This is a genomic window from Micromonospora sp. NPDC050495 (assembly GCF_040655175.1).
Classification (GTDB): Bacteria; Actinomycetota; Actinomycetes; order Mycobacteriales; family Micromonosporaceae; genus Micromonospora.
In genome coordinates this window covers 54880-72804 of record NZ_JBFAJK010000032.1, presented here as the reverse complement: position 1 = coordinate 72804, position 17925 = coordinate 54880, and the positions used below count along the sequence as shown (strand labels likewise).

Below are 17925 nucleotides of genomic sequence, written 5' to 3'. Positions count from 1 at the left end.
CCGGCCGCACCCGCGGCCGGCCCGGCGCGCCGGTCACCGCAGCGGCGGGTTCGCGTACGTCACCAACTCCAGCGCCTGCTCGGGAAACCAGGCCCCGGCCGCCGGGTCGGCGATGCCGCCGCGCGCCGGGTCGTGCCCGGTGCCGGTGCCCCGGTCGCACTGCCCGTCGGACTGGCCGGGGGTCTTCACCCAGAGGAACGCGTCGGCCAGCGGCTCGCCGGTCGCGGTGGTCGGGCGCAGGCCCAGCCCCCGGTCCGGCGGGTTGCACCAGGTCTGCGGGTCCGGCCAGGTCACACCGGCCGGGGCCGTCCAGGGCCCCTGCCCGTTGCGGCTGGTGTCGACCACGAAGTGGGCGAGCCGGTCGGCCGGGACGTCGCCCACGTTCTCCGCGTACCAGGCGTCGGTGCGGACCCAGGTGCTGAAGTCGGCCGGGTCGGCCGGATAGTACTGGCTGGCGCACCAGTCGAAGTGTCCGCGCGCCCACTCCGGGCCGGCGGTGCCGTAGTACACGCACTTGGCGATCCAGCTGCCGAACTTCAGCTGCCGCTCGGTGGTCTCGTAGTTGGAGACGTTGAGGAAGAAGCCGTCGGCCCGGTCGACGCCGGCCTTGACCAGCCGGTCGGCGATGTCGCCGACGCCCAGCCAGGCGCTGTGCGTGCCGTCGAGGTAGACGCTGGTGCGGGGCAGCGCCGCCAGGGCGTCCACCGCGTAGTTGAGCATCGCGAACCGGTCGGCGGCGGCGGTGGCCGGGTCGGCCTCGGCCGGTTGGCACCACTCCTGGCTGCCGTTGATGGTGGTGTACCACGGGATGATGCCGAGCCCGTCGGGCTCCAGCAGGACGGCCGCCTCGCGGTTGCCGATGCCGGCGGCGAAGGCGTCAATCCACGCCTGGTAGTCGGCCACCGAGGCGGCGCCCCCGGCCGAGTACTGGGAGCAGTCGCGGAACGGGATGTTGTAGGCGACCAGGACCGGCAGCGTCTTCTTGCCGGCGGCCCGGGACACCTCGGCCTTGACGGACTGGGTCAGCGCGTGGCCGGAGCCGCCGGTCACCCAGACCGCCTGGGGCGTCCGGACCATCTCGATCAGCTGGGCCGCCTGCCGGAAGTGGCCGGTGGCGGTCAGCCGGGCGATCTGCGTGACCGCCCCGTGGTCGGGGCGCGGGGTGTAGAAGGTGACGCCGTCGCGGATGGCCGCGGCGGCGGGCGCGGCCGGCAGGGGCACGGCTGCGGCGAGGGTCGCGGCGACGGCGGCGAGGCCGGTCACGGCCCGCCGGCGTCGAGGTGTCAGGGCCATCATCGCTCCTGCTCGGACGGGGGAACGGCAACGTGGGAGCGTTCCCGAAGCTCGTCCGAGGGTGCCCCGTCCACCCGTAGGTGTCAATGTTTCCCCGGTGTTTCGCCATCGGCGCACCGGTGCCCGGCCCGGGGCCCACGATGGCGGGAGCCACGCCCGACGGCCCGCCGGACGCCACCGCCGGCGACCGTGGGCGGCCACGGCGTCCGGGCTGCTCCGCTAGCCTGGCGCCGAGCAAGGGCACGATTCGGCCGAGTAGTCGGAGGGTATCGGGTGCGGGTGCAGCCAACCGGTGACAACGACAACGCCAACGGCGCCGCCGCCCGGACCCCGGGGCGGCCGCGGCGCCGCCGCCGGCTGCTGGTCGTGCTGGCCGTGGTCGCCCTGCTGGCCGGCTCCGGTCTGTTGGCCGGCGGCTACTACTTCGACAGCGTGCCCACCCCCACCGACCTGAAACTGCCGGAGTCGACCACCGTCTACTACGCGGACGGGAAGACGCCGATGGCCAAGCTCGGCGCGGAGAACCGCACCATCGTCCCGTACGGGCAGATGAACGACTCGGCGAAGCAGGCCATCGTGGCCGCCGAGGACCGCAGCTTCTGGACCAACAAGGGCGTCGACTTCAGCGGCGTGCTCCGGGCCGCCTGGTCGAACCTCACCGGCGGCCAACGCCAGGGCGCCTCCACCATCACCCAGCAGTACGCCCGGGTCGCCGCCGACCTGCGGGGGGTCACCTACTCCCGGAAGCTGCGCGAGGCGGTGATCGCGTGGAAGCTCGACGACAAGTACAGCAAGCAGGACATCCTCGGCTTCTACCTGAACACCGTCCCGTTCGGCCGGGGCGCGTACGGCATCGAGGCGGCCGCGCAGACCTACTTCGGCAAGACGGTACGCCGGGACGCCCCACCGCAGCAGCAGCTCACCCAGGCCGAGGCGATGGTGCTCTGCGCCATGGTGAAGCAGCCCGAGGCGGACCCGAACGACCCGGAGGGCTCGCCCGGCTACGACCCGGCGCGCAACGCCCTGGCCAAGCAGAACTCGATCGACCGGTGGAACTACATCCGCGACGGCATGGTGAAGCTGGGTTACCTGACACCCGAGCAGGCGGCGAACCTGGCGTACCCGGACTCGGTGAAGCCGATCGACAAGAACGCCGGCCAGTCCGGGCTGGACCGGCCCACCGGCCTGGTGGTCAATCACGTGCTCGCCGAACTGCGCGGCACCGAGCCGTTCGAGGGCAAGACCGACGAGGTGATCCGGGACGGCGGTTACCGGATCGTCACCACCATCGACAAGCGGGTCCAGGACGCCGCCGAGGCGGCCGCCGACATCCGCCGCGACACCGCTCCCGAGGCGGTCCGCGGCCAGCCGAAGAACTGGCAGGCGGCGCTGGTCGCGGTGGAGCCCGGCACCGGCCGGGTGCTCGGCTACTACGGCGGCAACAGCGGCTCCGGCGCCGACTACGCCGGCTGGTACTACGACGAGAAGGGTCAGGCCCGCGGCTTCGGCCAGCACCCGCCGGGGTCGTCGTTCAAGGTGTACGACCTGGCCGCCGCCGTGGAGAACGGCATCTCGGTCAAGCAGCGGTTCGACTCGCCGGACACCAAGGAGTTCCCCGAGTCCGGGCGGACCAAGGGCGGCGCCGCCGGGCCGATCCGCAACGCCGAGCACGCCGCGTGCCAGCCGAACTGCGCCCTCTGGGAGGCCACCGTCGCCTCGCTGAACGTCACCTACTTCGAGCTGACCGAGAAGCTGGGCGTACCCAAGGTCATCGACATGGCCAAGCGGGCCGGGGTCAACTCGATGTGGGAGACGGTGAAGGGCAACCCACGGCCGCAGCGGGTGGACCTGCGCGAGCAGTCGGCCGAGGAGGCGGCGAAGCACTTCTCCACCGAGGTGGGCATCGGCCAGTACGGCATCAGCGTGCAGGACCACGCCAACGGGATGGCCACCTTCGCCGCCGGCGGCAAGCGGGCCGAGGCGCACTTCGTCCGCTCGGTGACCAAGGGTGACGAGAAGGTCTGGGGCGAGCAGCTGAAGACGACCGACCTGGAGCTCGACCAGGAGGCGATCAACCAGCTCGACTGGACGCTGCGCCGGGTCCGGGCGGCCAAGCTCGACAACGGCTGGGACACCGCCGGCAAGACCGGCACCTGGCAGGCCGGACAGAGCACCACCCAGAACGTGCACACCTGGATGGTGGGCTGGACCGGCGCGCTGGCCGCCGCGGTCTGGCTCGGCACCACCGACGGCAAGCCGCTGAAGACCACCGCCGGCAGCTACGAGGTGTACGGGTCCACCGGCCCCGGACCGATCTGGCGGCAGTTCATGGAGCGCGCCACCGCCGCCATGAAGCTCGACCCGGACAAGTACCGGTTCGCGGATCCGGCCTTCCCCGGCGACGCGGCCACGGAGACCGCCCCGCCGCCGTCGGCCCCGGCCACCTCCTCGCCGACGCCGAGCGCCCGGCCGACACCCAGCGCCGAACCGTCCAGTCCGAGCCCCAGCCCCACCGACCGGCCCACCCCGCCGCCGGCCACCCTCTCCCCGCCGGCCACGCCGGCGCCGACGCCCACCCCGACCCGGACCCGCAAGCCGGGCTGACCCGGCGGGCGGCGATCCGCCGGCGGGTCGGGTCCCGGCCCCGTGCGGCCGCCGCCGGTGCGACGATCTGCTGATGGAGCAGTCGACGACCGACGCGGTCGGCGCGGCGTGGCGGGCGCTGGGCGGGGACCCGGGCGACGCCGCGCAGCTGGACCTGCGCGGCCCGGCGGGGGTGCTGCCGTCCCGGCTGCCCGTCACCGACCTGGCGGTGGCCTGCGTGGCGGCCGCCGGGCTCGCCGGCCTCGAGCTGGCCCGGGCCCGGGGTGCGTCCCCGTCCGGCCCGCTCACCGTGGACAGCCGGGCCGTGGCGGTGGCCTTCACCAGCGAGCATCACCTGCGGCTGGACGGGCGGGCGTTCACCGGTTTCGCCCCACTGTCCCGGTTCTGGCCGGCCGCCGACGGCTGGGTCCGTACCCACGCCAACTACCCGCACCACCGGCAGCGCCTGCTGACCGTCCTCGGCGTGGACCCCACCGCCGCTGACGACGACGCCCTGGCCGCCGCCGTGGCGGACCGGATCGGCGCCCAACCGGCCGCCGAGGTCGAAGAGCGGGTGTACGCCGCGGGCGGCCTCGCCGTGGCGGCCCGTACGCCCCGGCAGTGGGACGAGCACCCGCAGGCGGCGGCGGTCGCGGCCGAGCCGCTGGTACGGCTGAACCGCGACGCCGCGACCGCGCCCCGCCCAGGGCCGCCTCCCCCGCCGGGCCGGCCCGCGACCGGCATCCGGGTGCTGGACCTGACCCGGGTGATCGCCGGTCCGGTGGCCACCCGGTTCCTGGCGCTGCTCGGCGCGGACGTGCTCCGGGTCGACCCGCCCGGCCTGCCGGAGATCGACGGGCAGCACCTGGACACCGGCGCTGGCAAGCGCTCCACCCTGCTGGACCTGTCCCGGCCCGCCGACCGGGACCGGTTCGACGCGCTGCTCGCCGAGGCCGACGTGGTGGTCGCCGGCTACCGGCCGGGGGCGCTGGACCGCTGGGGGCTCGCCCCGCAGGCGCTGCGCCGCCACCGACCCGACCTGGTGCTGGCGTACCTGTCGGCGTGGGGCCGGGCCGGGCCGTGGGCGGACCGGCGCGGCTTCGACAGCCTGGTCCAGGCGGCCACCGGGATCGCCGAGGTCGAGCGGCGGCCGGACGGCAGCCCGGGGACGCTGCCCGCCCAGGCCCTCGACCACGGCGCCGGTTACCTGCTGGCGGCGGCCGTGCTGCGCGCGCTGGCCGCGCGGGCCCGTACGGGCGGCGCGTGGACCGTCGAACTGTCGCTGGCCCGTATCGCCCGCTGGCTGCGCCACGAGCTGCCGGCCGGCCCGGCGACCGCCGGCACCGCACCCGAACCGGACGCCTGGTGCGCCGAGCGGGACGCCCCGGCCGGCCACCTCCGGTACGCGCTGCCGCCGGTGTCGCTGCCGGGCGGGCCCCGGACCTGGGCGACCCCGCCGACCCGCTGGGGCAGCGACCCGCCCCGCTGGCGGGCGGAACCGGCCTGACCGCACCGGCAGGGCCCTGCCCGGCCGCGCGTCATGGTGGCCCCGCCGGCCAGCGCCCGGGCAGTGCCGAAACGACTGCCGGCCGGCGCCCGGGCGACGCCGCAGCGACCGCCGGCCAGTGCCCGGGTGACGCCGAAGCGACCGCGGCCAGGGGCCGGACGATGCCGAGCCGACCGCGGCCAGAGGCCCGGTGACGCCGAGCCGACCGCCGGCCGGCCGCCCGGTCGGCGGGACGGTCAGCGCCAGGCCGCGGCGGTGGCCGCCGCCGAGGCGGAGGCCGCGTAGCAGGCGGCGGTCAGCCAGGCGGTGGCGAGGGCCGCCGGGTCGGCCCCGACCAGCCGGCCGAACACGTCCCGCTCGCGGCCCTGTCCGGCCCGGCGCAGCGCGGCCAGCGCCGCGGCGGCCGTGGGCAGTTGGGCGTCGCGCAGCGCCCGCAGGTCCCGGTCCTGGTCCGGGAGCAGGGCGACCCGGCCGGCCGCGACGACCCGGCGCAGCTGGTGGGTGAGCAGGTGCAGCGGCGGTCGGGCCGGCTCCGGCGGCGCCGGGGCAACCGGTCCGGCGCCGGGCAGGTCGGCCCGTTGCAGCCGGTCCACGCCGAGGTCGACGTGCCCGCCGTACCGCTGCGGCAACCAGTCGGCGGCCAGCGCCAGGCCGTGCACCCGCCGAGGGCCGGCGAAGCGGCCGATCAGGCGCACCGGATGGCCGGCGGCGTGCGCCGCCAGGGCGCGGGCGTTCGCCACGTACGGCAGCATCGGATCATCCTGCGGGGCGAGGACCAGCACCGGGCCGGAGCCGGACGGGCCGTGCAGCAGCAGCCCGCGCCGGTCCGCGCCCAGCACCCCGTCCAGGAACGCCAGGTCGTGTCCGGCCGGCCGCTCGTGGACCGGTGCCCCGCCGGCGGCGAGCCATCGGGCGGCCTGCTCGGCGGGCGGCTCCCGCCACAGCCCGGCCGCCGGCTCCGCCCACCAGCCCCGCCCCTCGGCCCGCACCGCGCGCACCGCCCGCCCGTGGCCGAGCCGCCGGTCGGCGGAGGCGTACGCCTCGGCGGCAAGGATCCCGGAGCGGCTCAGCTCCCGCAGGCTCAGCCGCGCCTCACCGAGGTCGACGGGGGCGTTGGCCGGGTGGCCGGCGCGGTCCCGGTCGCCGGGGCGGGTCTGCGCCACGCTCCACACCGTGCCGTGCGCGTCGACCAGGTAGGTCACCGCGCCGACGTGCCCGGTGCGGGTGCTCAACGGCTCCACGCAGAGTCCGTACAGGCGCAGCTCGCCGATCGGCTGGTAGCCGCGGCGGGCGACCCCGCGCACGGCGGCCGGATCGGTCGGCCCGGCGCGCAGCAGGTGGCAGACCAGCAGCGCCTCCCGCACGTCGTCGGTGAGTTCGGCGAGGCGGAAGTCCGGCGCGGACCGGCGGGCCGCGCGCGCCTGCGCCACGATCCGCGTCCCGGCCGCCGCCAGCCGAGGCAGCCCGGCGGCGCGGGCCTGGTGCACGGCGCGCAGCAGATCCGCCTGGAGGACCGCGCCGGCACCGGGCAGGCCGTGCGCCAGCAACCCGGCGACGGCGTCGGCCATCAGCTCCACCGCCGCCAGCTCCGCCGCGCCGACCGGCCGCTCGGCCGGCGCCGGGTCCGATCCGTCGGCGTCCCGCTCGGCCGGTGTCGCCACGGCGGCCGGCCCGGCGGCGCCAGCGGACGGCGGGTCGACGGTGCCAGCGGACAGCGGCACGGGGGCGCCAGCGGACGGCGGCACGGCGGCGAGAGCCGACGGCGGCACGGCGGCGACGGTCGCTGGCGGCACAGGGCCGACCGCCGACGGCGGGACGGACGGGTCGAGCACCGGGGCGGCGGCCAGCACGGCGGTCCGGTGCAGGCAGCGCGGCGCCAGCAGGCAGCTGCAGACCGCCCGGCCGGCCGCGTCGACCGGCGCGGTCAGGGTGACGCTCACCTGCTCGTCCACGGTGACCACCGCGCCGTCGGGGGTGGCGGTGACCGTCCAGCCCGGCGCCTTCTCGATGGCCTGGTCCAGTTTGGCGCGCAGCCGGGCGGGCAGAGCGGCGACCGCGTCGGCGACGACGTCGGGCGCGACGGCGGGCAGGCTCATCGGACCTGGTCCCCGATCCAGCGGGCCAGCTCGGTGGGGCTGAGCGCGGCGACCGGCATCCCGGCCGCCACCAGTTGCCCGGCGACGGCGGTGCTGTAGCGGGGCCGGCCGGTGTCGTCGAGGCTGGCGCAGCCGAGCAGGGTCACCCCGTCGTCGGCGAGGGCGCGGACGGCGGCCAGCAGCCCGGCCACGCTGTGCCCCTCCTCGAAGTCGCTGACCAGCACCACCATGGTCCGGGCCGGGACCGTGACGAGCTGGCGGGCGTAGCGCAGCGCGCCCGCGATGTGGGTGCCGCCGCCGACGCGTACCTCCAGCAGCAGGCCCAGCGGGTCGGTCACCCGGTCGGTGAGGTCGACCACCTCGGTGGAGAAGGTGACGAAGTGGGTGCGCAGGCTGGTCACCCCGGCGAGCACGGAGGCGGTCAGCGCGGCCCAGATGGCCGACGGCTCCATCGAGCCGGAGACGTCGACGAGCAGGACGATCCGCCAGTCGACGCTGCGCCGGCCGCGGCTGCGGAACACGACCCGCTCGGGGGTGAGGCGCAGCACGCCGTCGGGGTCGCGGTGCGCGGTGGGCAGGTTGGCCCGTACCGTGCCGCCCAGGTCGAGCCGGCCGGCGGGGCGGCGGGTCCGCCGGGGCGTGCCGATGCCGGTCAGCGCCGGCCGGATCCGCCGGGCCAGCTCGGCGGTCAGCTCGGACACCAAGCGCTCCACGAGAGGACGCAGCCGGTGCAGGCGCGCCTCGGGCAGCCCGCCGGCCAGGGCCAGGACGGTGTGCAGCAGCTCGACCGACGGACGCACCTGCTCCGGCGGCACGGTGAGCAGCGCGTCGGGGCGGCCGGCCTCGGCGGCCCGGGCCAGCACCTCGTCGCGTACCGCCGGGCCGAAGAGCGCGGTCAGTTCCTCGGCCCAGTCGCGTACCTGCGGATAGGCCCGCGCCCGCCCGCCGCCGGAGCCGGCGGTGTGCGCCCCCTCGCCACGCCCGGCGCCGTACAGCTCGTCGAGCGCCGTGGCCAGCCGGCGGGCGTGCGGCGGGAGATCCTCGGCGCGGCGACCGAGCAGCAGCCGCCAGCGCTGCGACGCGGGGATCCGCGACGCGTCCCGCGAGGTCCGGGTGCGGCCGCTTCCCGGCAGGTCAACCGTCGGAGCCGGCCGGGCCGCCGCGGCCGGCACGGACGGGGCCGGCACGGACGGGGCCGGCACGGACGGGGCCGGCGGGGCCTGCGCAGGCAGGACTGACCGGGCCGGTGCGGGCGACGGGGCGGCGACCGCGGGCGGGAGGTCCGCGGGCGGGGCCAGGCCGAGCGTGGTCAGCGCGTCCCGGCCGGCCTGGTCGACGGCGAGCCAGCCGGCGAGGGTGGCCCCGTCGACCGCGAGGGTGGGGTCGACGTCGCCGATGCGCTGCCGCACGGTGTCCAGCAGCCGGTCCCGGTCGGCGGGGCTGAGCACGTCGAAGCCGCCGCGCAGCGCGGGCAGCCGCCGCGTGAACCGTTCGTCGTCCCAGCCGTCCACCGTGTCCAGCAGCGGGGTGAGCGGGTCGCCACCGGCGGCGAGCAGCGCGCCGGCGAGGCTGAGGGCGCCGCGCAGGCGGCCGGTGCACTCGGCGTCGGGCAGCTCGGTCCAGGAGGCCAGCGCCGTGCCGAAGGCGGCCGGCTCGGCCACGCCGAGCACCACCCGGACCGCGTGCGCGGCGCCCCGCATCAGCGGGGAGCCGTCGCGGGTGAGCGCGGTCAGGGCGTGGTCCAGCCGCAGCGGGTGGCCGGCCTCGTCGGCGTGCCGGGCCAGCGCCAGCAGCGCCCGGGCGTCGCCGGGATCGGTGGAGCCGGCCAGCCCGGCCACCGCGGCGACGGCGGCGGTGTGCAGCGTGGACAGCAGCTCGTCGAGGCCGGGCGGCGGGTCGGGCAGGGCCGGTACGTGGCCGCGGCGCAGCCGGCCGACCAGCGCGACGGCGGTGCTCAACTCGGCGAGGGTGGCGGTGGCGGTGACGGTCGTCCGCAGGTCGTCGAGGCGGGCCTCGACCAGTTCGGGCAGGCCGCACTCGGCGGCCCGGGTCAGCCCGTCGATGGTCTCGGCGGCGGTGGGGCCGCCGGCGCGTGTCTCCCGCCCGCGCGTGCGGGCCAGCAGCCCCGCCGCCGCCTGGGCGAGGGTCACCCCGTGCGGGGTGGCGGCGGCCAGCGCCGCCTCGGTGCCGGGGGTCCAGTGCGCGCGCCACCGGGTGGTGAGCGGGTCCGGGCCGGGCGCGTCGGCCACCACCGGCTCGGCGTACGGGACGCCGCAGGCGACCAGCCGGCGCAGGGTCGTCTCGCGGCGGCGGTCCAGCGCGGAGCGCAGCGGGTCGAGGCGCACCTGCCGGGGCGGGTCGTCCGGGCCGGGCAGGCGCAGCTCGCGGAGCAGGTCGCGCACGGCGGGGCGCAGCCCGCACACCGGCGTCTGCGGGCAGGGCCGGCCGCGCCGGTCACCGACGAGGACGTGGTGCATCGCCCCGGCGACGGCCCGCCCCCGGCCGACCGGCTCGCCCTGGGCCAGCACGGTCTGCGCCGCCTCGACCAGCTCGCCGCGGCCGGGGGCGGGCAGGCCGCGCAGCCGGGCCAGGTCGGCGGCGAGCCGGGTGATCTCGGCGGCCTCCACGGGCCCGGTGGGGTGCCCCTGCGCGCGCAGCCGTCGGGTGATCTCCACGGCCGCCCCGCGCAACCGCCCCACCAGGGCCGCCGGGTCGCCGCCGGTGTCGTACACCGCCTGCTGCCAGCGCGGGTCCCGAATGCCGGCCGGGTAGCCGGACCGGGCGTCGAGCAGCTCGAAGGCGTACGGCACCAGCGACACCACCGGGGCCGGGCCGGGCAGGCCGGCCGGTTCGACGCCGGGTTCGGTAGGCCCGTTCCCGTCGCCGGCCAGCGCCGGGGCGTGGAAGGCGCCGACCACGACGGCGAGCCGGCCGGGCGTGCCGGCCAGCCGCCGCCGCATCCACGCCTCGCGGCGCAGGTCCAGGGCCGGAATCGCGCCGCCGGCCGCGGCGTCGTCGCGCAGCGCCCAGCCGACGGCGAGCGCGGCCCGGCGTACCGCCTCCGGCGGGGAGCCCGGGGCGGCCGCCTCCACCCAGCGGTCCCACAGGTCGTCGCCGTCGCGGCCGGTGAGCCGGGCGCGGACCGCGTCGCCGTAGCCGGCCGGGCCGGCGGCTCCCGGGTCGTCCGCCCGGTCCCGCCAGGCCGGGTCGGCCAGCGGCAGGTCACAGCAGTACGCCGGGACGCCGCGCCGCCGGGCCCAGCGCAGCGCGGCCAGCTCCGGGGAGAAGTCGGCGAACGGCCAGAAGGCGGGCGGCCCGTCGCCGGTCGCGGCGGCCAGCGCCACCGGGGCGGTGGTCTCCGGATGGGCGAGCCAGTCCAGCCAGGGCTGCGTCTCCTCGGGCAGCTCCACCAGCACCGCGTCCGGGGCGGCCACGTCCAGCAGGGCGGGGACGGCGGCGGCCAGGGCCGGCGAGTGGTGGCGTACGCCGATGAGCAGCGCCCGGCCGGCGTCGGCGACCCGCCCGACGGCCACCCGGGGGTCCTCCCGGGCGGGCGCCCGCTCAGTCACGCAGCACGTCCCGGTGCTCCCAGAGCTGGCGCCACATCCGGCCGCCGGCCTCGGCGCGGCGGCGCAGCGCCCCGTCCCAGTACGCCAGCAGGCGCGCCTGGTCGGCCGGGTCGTCCTTGCGGACCACCCCGACCAGGTGGCCCGGCAGCAGCGACAGCGGGTCGGGCCCGGGCAGGTACGCCGCGGACAGCCCGATCGAGGCGGCGACGGCGACCGCCTCGGCGGTGCTCAGCACCGACGACGGCCGTTCCACCTCCCAGCCCTCGACGGTGTGGCCGGTACGCAGGTCGCGGAACGCGGTCACCAGCGTCTCCAGCACCGCCTCGTCCACGGCGTACGGCGCGCCGACCCGCTCGACGGCGGCCCGGGCCTGCCGGGACACCAGGGCCACCTCGGCGTCGAGGTCGGCGATCGGCGGCACCACCTCGAAGTTGAACCGCCGTTTGAGGGCGGCCGACATCTCCGAGACGCCCCGGTCGCGCAGGTTCGCGGTGGCGATGAGCGCGAAGCCCGGCGCGGCGTACGCGACCGCGTCCTCCCCGCCGCCCAGCTCGGGCAGGACCAGCCGGCGGTCGGAGAGGATCGAGACCAGCGCGTCCTGCACCTCCGGCAGGCAGCGGGTGATCTCCTCGACCCGGGCGATCGCCCCGGTGGTCATCGCGGTGAGCACCGGGGAGGGCACCAGCGACTCCCGGGACGGGCCCTTGGCCAGCAGCAGGGCGTAGTTCCAGCCGTAGCGCAGCTGTTCCTCGGTGGTGCCGGCGGTGCCCTGGACGGCGAGACCGCTGGTGCCGCAGACGGCGGCGGCGAGCAGCTCGGAGAGCATCGACTTGGCGGTGCCCGGCTCGCCCACCAGCAGCAGGCCCCGCTCCCCCGCCAGGGTCACCACGCACCGCTCGACCAGGGCGCGCTCGCCGACGAACTTGGCCTCGACGGTGCGGCTGCGACCGTCCGGGGCGGGCACCGGCCGGCCGGCGGAGCCGGCCACGAAGGTGACCACCGCGCGCGGGGTGAGCCGCCAGCCGGCCGGCCGGGGACCCGGGTCTGCGGCGGCGAGGAACTCCAGCTCGTCGGCGTACCGGTGCTCCGGTGGGTCGATCTGGCGGGCGGTCACGGCTGCTCCCGGAGGTCGAGGTAGCGGGGCGGGTCACCGGCGGTGACCCGCTGCCAGGCGTGGCGGAACAGGTCGGGCAGCGGCCGGTCGACGACCGGCCGGACGTCACCGTCCGGGTAGAGCGGGCGCTTCCAGGTCTCCAGCGGCACGCTCGGGTGCCGGGCCGGGTGCCAGCCGCCGGGCAGGAACACGCCCCGGCCGGCCCGTTCCCGCTTGGCCGCCACCACCAGCCCGGCGTCGACCAGGGCGGCCTGGGCCTGTTTCAGCGCGGCCGGTCGCCAGCCGTTCCACCCGCGGACGTTGGCGTCGGTCGGGTCGGGCAGGGCGAGCAGTTGCAGGTAGTAGGCGGCGTGGTCGCAGCTCAGTCCGGTGTGTCCGGCGACCGCGTCCACCAGGTCGGGCACGGACACCCGGGGGTCCCGGGCGTCGCCGGTCACCCCGTCCGGGGTGGCCACCACCGCGTCGAGCCGGGGCGAGAGCACCAGCCGCAGCGCGTCGGCCGTACCGGCGTCGAGGAAGCCGAGCGCCGGGTCGTCCGCGCCGGTCAACCGGGCCGGGGCGACGTGGTGCAGCACGTGGTCGCCGGTGGCGTGGCCGGCCACCAGCGCGGAGCCGTCGACCGGCGGCCGGTCGGCCCGGAACCAGGCGGCGCCGACCAGCAGCTTCGGGTTGCGCAGCCGGTCGCGCAGCAACGCCACCGCCCGGGGCAGGGCGGCCCGCAGCGGGTCACCCCAAGGCAGCCGGTACGCCAGCCAGAGCAGCGCGGTGGTCCCGGCCTCCAGCCATTCCCCGGAGAACGCGGTGCCCTCCGCCGCCGTCATGCGGACGCCGCCCCAGTCCAGCGCCTCGCTCGCCCCGTCGGTGGTCAGCCAGCTGCCGGCCCGCGGCTCGGCGATGGCCTGGAGCAGCTCGGCCACCTGCCGGGCGGGCAGGATCCGGGCGGCCTCGGTGAGCAGTCGCTCCGGCACGCCGACCCGGGCGCCGCGCAGGGCCAGCCACCGCTCGGCGAGGGCGTCCACGTCCGGCCCGGTGCGCCACAGGGCCGCCGGGTCGGCGGGCAGCGCGGCGTCGAGCAGGGCGAGCCGGTCCGCCGGGGTCAACGGCCGCAGCGCGGCCCGGCCCACCTTCGCCTGGGCCATGGTCACGCCGAGCACCCCGCGCTGTGCGGGGCTGAGGAAGTTGGCCTGCCAGGCGGCGAACCCGGGCAGGCCGGCCAGGAGCAGGACCGCCTCGGGCCGGCTCATCCCGGTCCGCGCCACCAACCGGTCGGCCTGCTCGGGGTGCCAGGGAGCGGGGCCGTGTTCGGCGAGGAGGCGGCAGAACTCCCGGAGCTGTCCGGCGTCCCGCCGGCCGGCCGCGACGGTCTCCGCCTCCACGGTGACGCCGGGCGGCGGGGTGAATCGCCCGTCGGGTCGCAGCTGCACGGCCCGCCGCCGGCAGCCGCCGGATCGGCCCAGGTTCCAGATCCGGTCGTGCTCGGCGAAGAGCACGGTGACCTGGTCGCCGTCGCGGTGGACCTCGACCCGGTCGCGGGGCGGCTCGTCGGTCTGGCGGACGAGCAGGGTGCGGACGGTGCCCTCGGCGAGGATCGGGTCGGCGAGCGCGGCCAGCAGGGCGCTCAGGGCGTTCCGCTCGGCGGCCCCGGTGACCGGGGAGGCGGCCCGCAGCGCCAGCGCGCCGAGGCCACCGAGCGCGTCGAGCCAGTCCGGCGAGCTGGCGGGCACCCCGTCGGCCGGCCCGCCGCGCAGCAGTTCGGCGACCCCCCGGATCTGCGGCAGGATCTCGGTCCGGCGGCCGACCGAGCCGTAGTGGTAGCGGTAGACCTCGCGGTCGAGCAGCCCCGCCCAGGACTCGCGCAGCGCGTCGTCGGGGATGCCCTCCGCCGGGGCCGGCGGCGCGGCGGTACCGGTGGCCAGCAGCGCGGCCAGCTCGTCGAGCCGCCGCCGCAGCCGCACGGCGCGGACCACCAGGTCGGCCAGCGCCGAGCGCAGCGCCGGGGCGGTGACCTCGGGCAGCGCCGCGGCGACCTGGGCGGCGGCGGCCTCGGTGAGCGCGGTGGTGCCGGTGACGGTGTCCTCGATCGCCAGCATCCGCTCGGCGTCGGCCGCGGTGATCCGGCGCAACCGGGCGGAGCCGGGCGCGTCGCGGGGCCGTAGCGCGTGCCACCAGCCCAGGGGCGGCAGGTACCGGAACGGCTCGCCGCGCTCCAGCGGCTGCCGGCCGTCGGCGGTCCACACCGTCCACCGGGGTTCGTGCTGGCCGCGCGGCTGCGCGGTGACCGGCAGCAGGTCGCCGCCGGGCATCCGGAGGGCGCCGACCAGTCGCTCGGCGTGGTGGGTCCGGGCCGCGACGTCCTCGGGCCGCCAGGTGACCGTACGGCCGTCGATGCCCTCGCCCAGCTGGGTGCCGTCGGGCAGGGTGGCCAGCCGCCAGCCGACCAGGCCGTCCCGGAAGCCCAGCGGCGAGTCGGCGTACGCGGCCGGCGCGGGACGCAGCTCGCCACCGTCGGGGACCAGGGTCGCCCCGTCAGGCAGCGGCGCGGCGAAGAAGGCGGGCAGGCTGTGCCGGCCGGTCGCGCCGGTCGCCGGGTCGTACTCCCGCCAGCGCCATTCGCCGGCGGCGCCGGGCGGCTCGCACCGCCAGTACGTCCGGCCGTCGGTGGCCACCGGGTAGGACCCGCCCGGGCCGCGGGTGTCGCCGGCGTGCCAGGGGCGGGAACCGGTGGTGACCGCGCCGCCGGGCAGCGGCAGCGGGAAGCGCCGGCGGCCGAGGAACGCCTGCCCGTTGGGCTGGCCCAGCTCGAAGACGGTGTCCGGGTCCGCCGACCAGTACCCGGCCCGGACCCGGCCGCCGTGCCAGTGCACCAGCAACTGGTCACCGACGAGCTGGCAGCCGGTCTGGGCGTACGAGCTGCGGGCGTGCGGGCTGTCGGCGGGCGGGTAGCGGAACAGGTGTTCGGTGGTCGACCCGTCCGGCTCGATGACGTGCGCGACCTGGTTGTCGTGCACCACGAGCTGCGGCCAGGCGTCGCCGAAGCGGGCCGGCAGCATCCCCGCCTCGGCCGCCTCGTAGGCGGGCCAGCCGAACTCGACCAGCAGACCGGCGCGCAGCGTACGGGCCAGCACGGCCGGCACGTCCGCCCGGGCGAACCCGGCCAGCGCCGCCGGCGCGAGCGCCACCCCGGCCGGCGAGGCCAGCCCGGCCAGCTCGTCCCGCAGGTCGGCCAGCCCCGGCACGGTGCCGGCCGCGGCGATCCGGGCGACCCGCTCGGCCAGCGCTTCGGCGAGCACGTCGCGCAGCCCCGAGACGCCGAGCACGCCGGTGACCACGTCGGTGGGGAGCGGCCCGGTGCCGCCGTGGCGCCGGTGCAGATCGGTGAGCGCTTGGACGGCGGCCGCAGCGAGCAGCGGCCGCAGGGCCGCATCGGCGGCGACCGCGGCAAGGTCCCGCCGGTCCGGGTTGTCGTCGTGCGCCCACCGCGTGACGTTGAGCTGCTGCGGCTCGACAGTCACCGGCACACCGCTGGCCCGGCACGCGTCGAGCACGTCGAGGTCGCCGCTGTGGGAGCCGGTAGGGCTGAGCTGCACCGGCTGTCCCTCGGCGCGCAGCCGCGGCGCGAGTCGCTCGACCGCCGCGATCAGCGGGGCGCAGCGCCGCTGATGCCGCCGTTCGCGCAGCAGCAGCAGCCGGGTCAGCCAGCGGTGTGCCGGCGGCGCGCCGGGCGCGCCGGCCAGCAGGTCGGCCAGGGCGCCGGTGCTGTCCAGCAGGTCCAGCCAGAGCGCGGTGAGGTCGGTCGACCAGCCGGGCGGTTCCGGCAGCAGGTCCAGCAGCCGGGCCCGCACGGCGGCGTCGGCTCGCGCGGCCCGCTCCAGCGGCTTCCGGTAGGCCTTCCAGAAGCCCTCCTGGGCGCGGACCACCGCGGGCAGCGCCAGCAGCTGGGTGATCACCTCCGCGGCCTGCCGATCCGGGTCCAGGCCGGCGGCCCGTGCCAGCCGCCGCAGGTCGTCGGCCATGCTGGCGTGCGGCGGCAGGCCACCGGCGACCCGCCGCACGGCGAGGGTCCGGACCAGGTCGTACGCCTCGGTGGCGGGCCGGCGGGTGGACACGCCGCGGGCGTACTCGGTGAGCATCCTGGCGGTCAGCGCGCCGTCGAAGGCGAACTCGAGGTGCACCTCGCGCAGCCGTTCCTCGTCGACGGGCAGGCCGTGCACCTGCTCGGCCCGCCGGGCGTCGGTGAAGCAACTGCCGGCCATCCGGGTGTTGTCGGCGGCGAGGAAGGCGCGGCCCGCCTGCTCCCAGAAGGTGGGCAGGAAGTGCGGCGCGGCGGCGCCGAGCCGCTCGGCGAGCTGCTGGTAGCCGTCGCGGGCGTTGCCGGGCTTGGCCAGCGCCGTGCGGGCGAGCCGGCTCATCTCCTTGACCAGGGCCAGCGCGTGCCGGCCGTTGGCCGGGTCGTTGACCAGCGCCCAGGCGGGGAAGCCGACGGCCCGGCGCAGCGCGACGCCGACCGGGGCCGGTGCGCCGGCCCGGGTGAAGCCGAGGAACTCCAGCGACAGGTCCTCGGCCTCGCCGAGCGCGGCCCCGGTGAGCCGGACCACCGTGCGGCCGCTGAGCGCGGGGTGGGCGTACCGGCGGGCGGTGACCACGTCGCTGCCCGCGTCGGCGGGTGCGCCGGGCAGGATCGCGCCCGCCTCCAGCAGTGCCTGGGTCACGCCGACTCCTCGTCCTCGGCGATGACCCGACCGGCGTGCAGCGCCGCGGCCATCCGCATCCCTTCCGACCAGGCGACCGGTCCGACATCGTCGGGTCGCACCGGCCCGCCGGCCGGGTCGGTGAAGCCGAGCGGCCCGGTCTCGGTCTCCCACGCCGGGTCGCCCTCGCCGATCCACACCGAGGCGACCACCGGTACGCCGTCCTCCCAGATCTTGACCGTGGCGGTGCCGCCCTGGACCCGGTAGCCGGCGGCGGTGGCCCGGGCCTGCAGGTGCCGCAGCTCCCGGTAGTGGGCGGCGGCGTACCGGGTCAGCTCCCGGCGGCGGGCGTCGGCGTCGTCGGGGCGGGTCCACACCTCGCGGAAGAGTTGCCGGGTGCCCTGCTTCACGCCGAGGTCGGTGGCGAACTCGCGCAGGTCGGTCAGGTCGGGCAGGCGGACCGGGTGGGGCAGCACGATCTGGGTGCTGGTGAGCCGTCCGGTCTCGCCGTCGAGGTCGACGACGCCCAGTCCCTTGTCGACGTCGGCGTCGCGCAGCAGGCCGGCCCGGCCGGTGTCCCACCGCCCGGCGTCGTCGACGGGCACCACGACGAGGTCGCGCAGCGGGGCGCGCCAGGCCTCGTCGGTCCACACCTCGACGATCAGCGCGGTGGGCACCGGCAGCGAGCGGACCAGCCACTGCTCGACCTGTTCCCGGCAGGCGGTCTCGTGGCGGACCAGCCACTCGTGCAGCTGGCGCAGCTCGAGGTACGCCTCGGTCTCCCGGACGGCCTTGGGCACGCTGCGCAGCACCCTGCCCTGGCGGTTGCGGGCGACGACGCGTCCCGCGTCGAGGCGCACCTCGTGGTCGGCACCGGCGGCCAGCCAACCCATGTTGATCTCCTTCCCGCCGTTGCGGTGAGCGGGATTGTGCCATCGGGCACCGACACGCCGGCCCCGGCGGGCCTGCCCCGCGCCGCCCGGGCTTCCGGGTGGACGGATCGGGGTGGCGGCACCGCCGCCGAGGACGGTCCGGGCACGTTTCGCGACCTGACGTCGGTCGATGCGTGCGGCCC

The 17925-nt window shown here is 77.8% G+C and carries 8 protein-coding genes; 2 read left to right on the top strand and 6 right to left on the bottom strand.

Features of this window, described 5'->3' with window-relative positions:
• Positions 1-33: 33 nt before the first annotated feature.
• Positions 34-1293 carry a glycoside hydrolase family 6 protein gene (locus tag AB0I11_RS25205; RefSeq protein ID WP_357325291.1) on the bottom strand — a complete coding sequence of 420 codons (1260 nt, stop codon included), beginning with the start codon at positions 1291-1293 and terminating at the stop codon, positions 34-36.
• A gap of 273 nt (positions 1294-1566) precedes the next feature.
• Here AB0I11_RS25205 and AB0I11_RS25200 point away from each other — a divergent pair, with 273 nt between their 5' ends.
• Complete coding sequence (locus tag AB0I11_RS25200) at positions 1567-3897, top strand: transglycosylase domain-containing protein (RefSeq protein WP_357325289.1); 2331 nt, start codon at positions 1567-1569, stop codon at positions 3895-3897.
• Positions 3898-3970: 73 nt separating this feature from the next.
• A complete protein-coding gene (locus AB0I11_RS25195) occupies positions 3971-5383 on the top strand; it encodes a CoA transferase (protein WP_357325286.1) in 1413 nt (470 codons plus the stop codon).
• A gap of 236 nt (positions 5384-5619) precedes the next feature.
• On the opposite strand, the gene AB0I11_RS25190 is transcribed toward AB0I11_RS25195, so the two are convergent.
• Genes AB0I11_RS25190 through AB0I11_RS25170 form a run of 5 tightly spaced genes read right to left on the bottom strand, consistent with a single transcriptional unit; the run spans position 5620 to position 17743 of the window.
• Positions 5620-7479, bottom strand: a complete 1860-nt coding sequence (locus AB0I11_RS25190; RefSeq protein WP_357325283.1) for a hypothetical protein — start codon at positions 7477-7479, stop codon at positions 5620-5622.
• Positions 7476-11048 carry a DUF5682 family protein gene (locus AB0I11_RS25185; protein ID WP_357325279.1) on the bottom strand — a complete coding sequence of 1191 codons (3573 nt, stop codon included), beginning with the start codon at positions 11046-11048 and terminating at the stop codon, positions 7476-7478. The genes AB0I11_RS25190 and AB0I11_RS25185 overlap by 4 nt, the downstream gene beginning before the upstream one ends.
• Positions 11041-12162, bottom strand: coding sequence for an AAA family ATPase (locus tag AB0I11_RS25180; RefSeq protein ID WP_357325276.1), 1122 nt, complete (start codon positions 12160-12162; stop codon positions 11041-11043). The genes AB0I11_RS25185 and AB0I11_RS25180 overlap by 8 nt, the downstream gene beginning before the upstream one ends.
• Positions 12159-16871, bottom strand: a complete 4713-nt coding sequence (locus AB0I11_RS25175; protein WP_357325273.1) for a hypothetical protein — start codon at positions 16869-16871, stop codon at positions 12159-12161. The genes AB0I11_RS25180 and AB0I11_RS25175 overlap by 4 nt, the downstream gene beginning before the upstream one ends.
• Positions 16868-17743, bottom strand: coding sequence for a DUF4132 domain-containing protein (locus AB0I11_RS25170; protein WP_357325270.1), 876 nt, complete (start codon positions 17741-17743; stop codon positions 16868-16870). Before AB0I11_RS25170 ends, AB0I11_RS25175 begins: the two co-directional genes overlap by 4 nt.
• Positions 17744-17925: the final 182 nt, after the last annotated feature.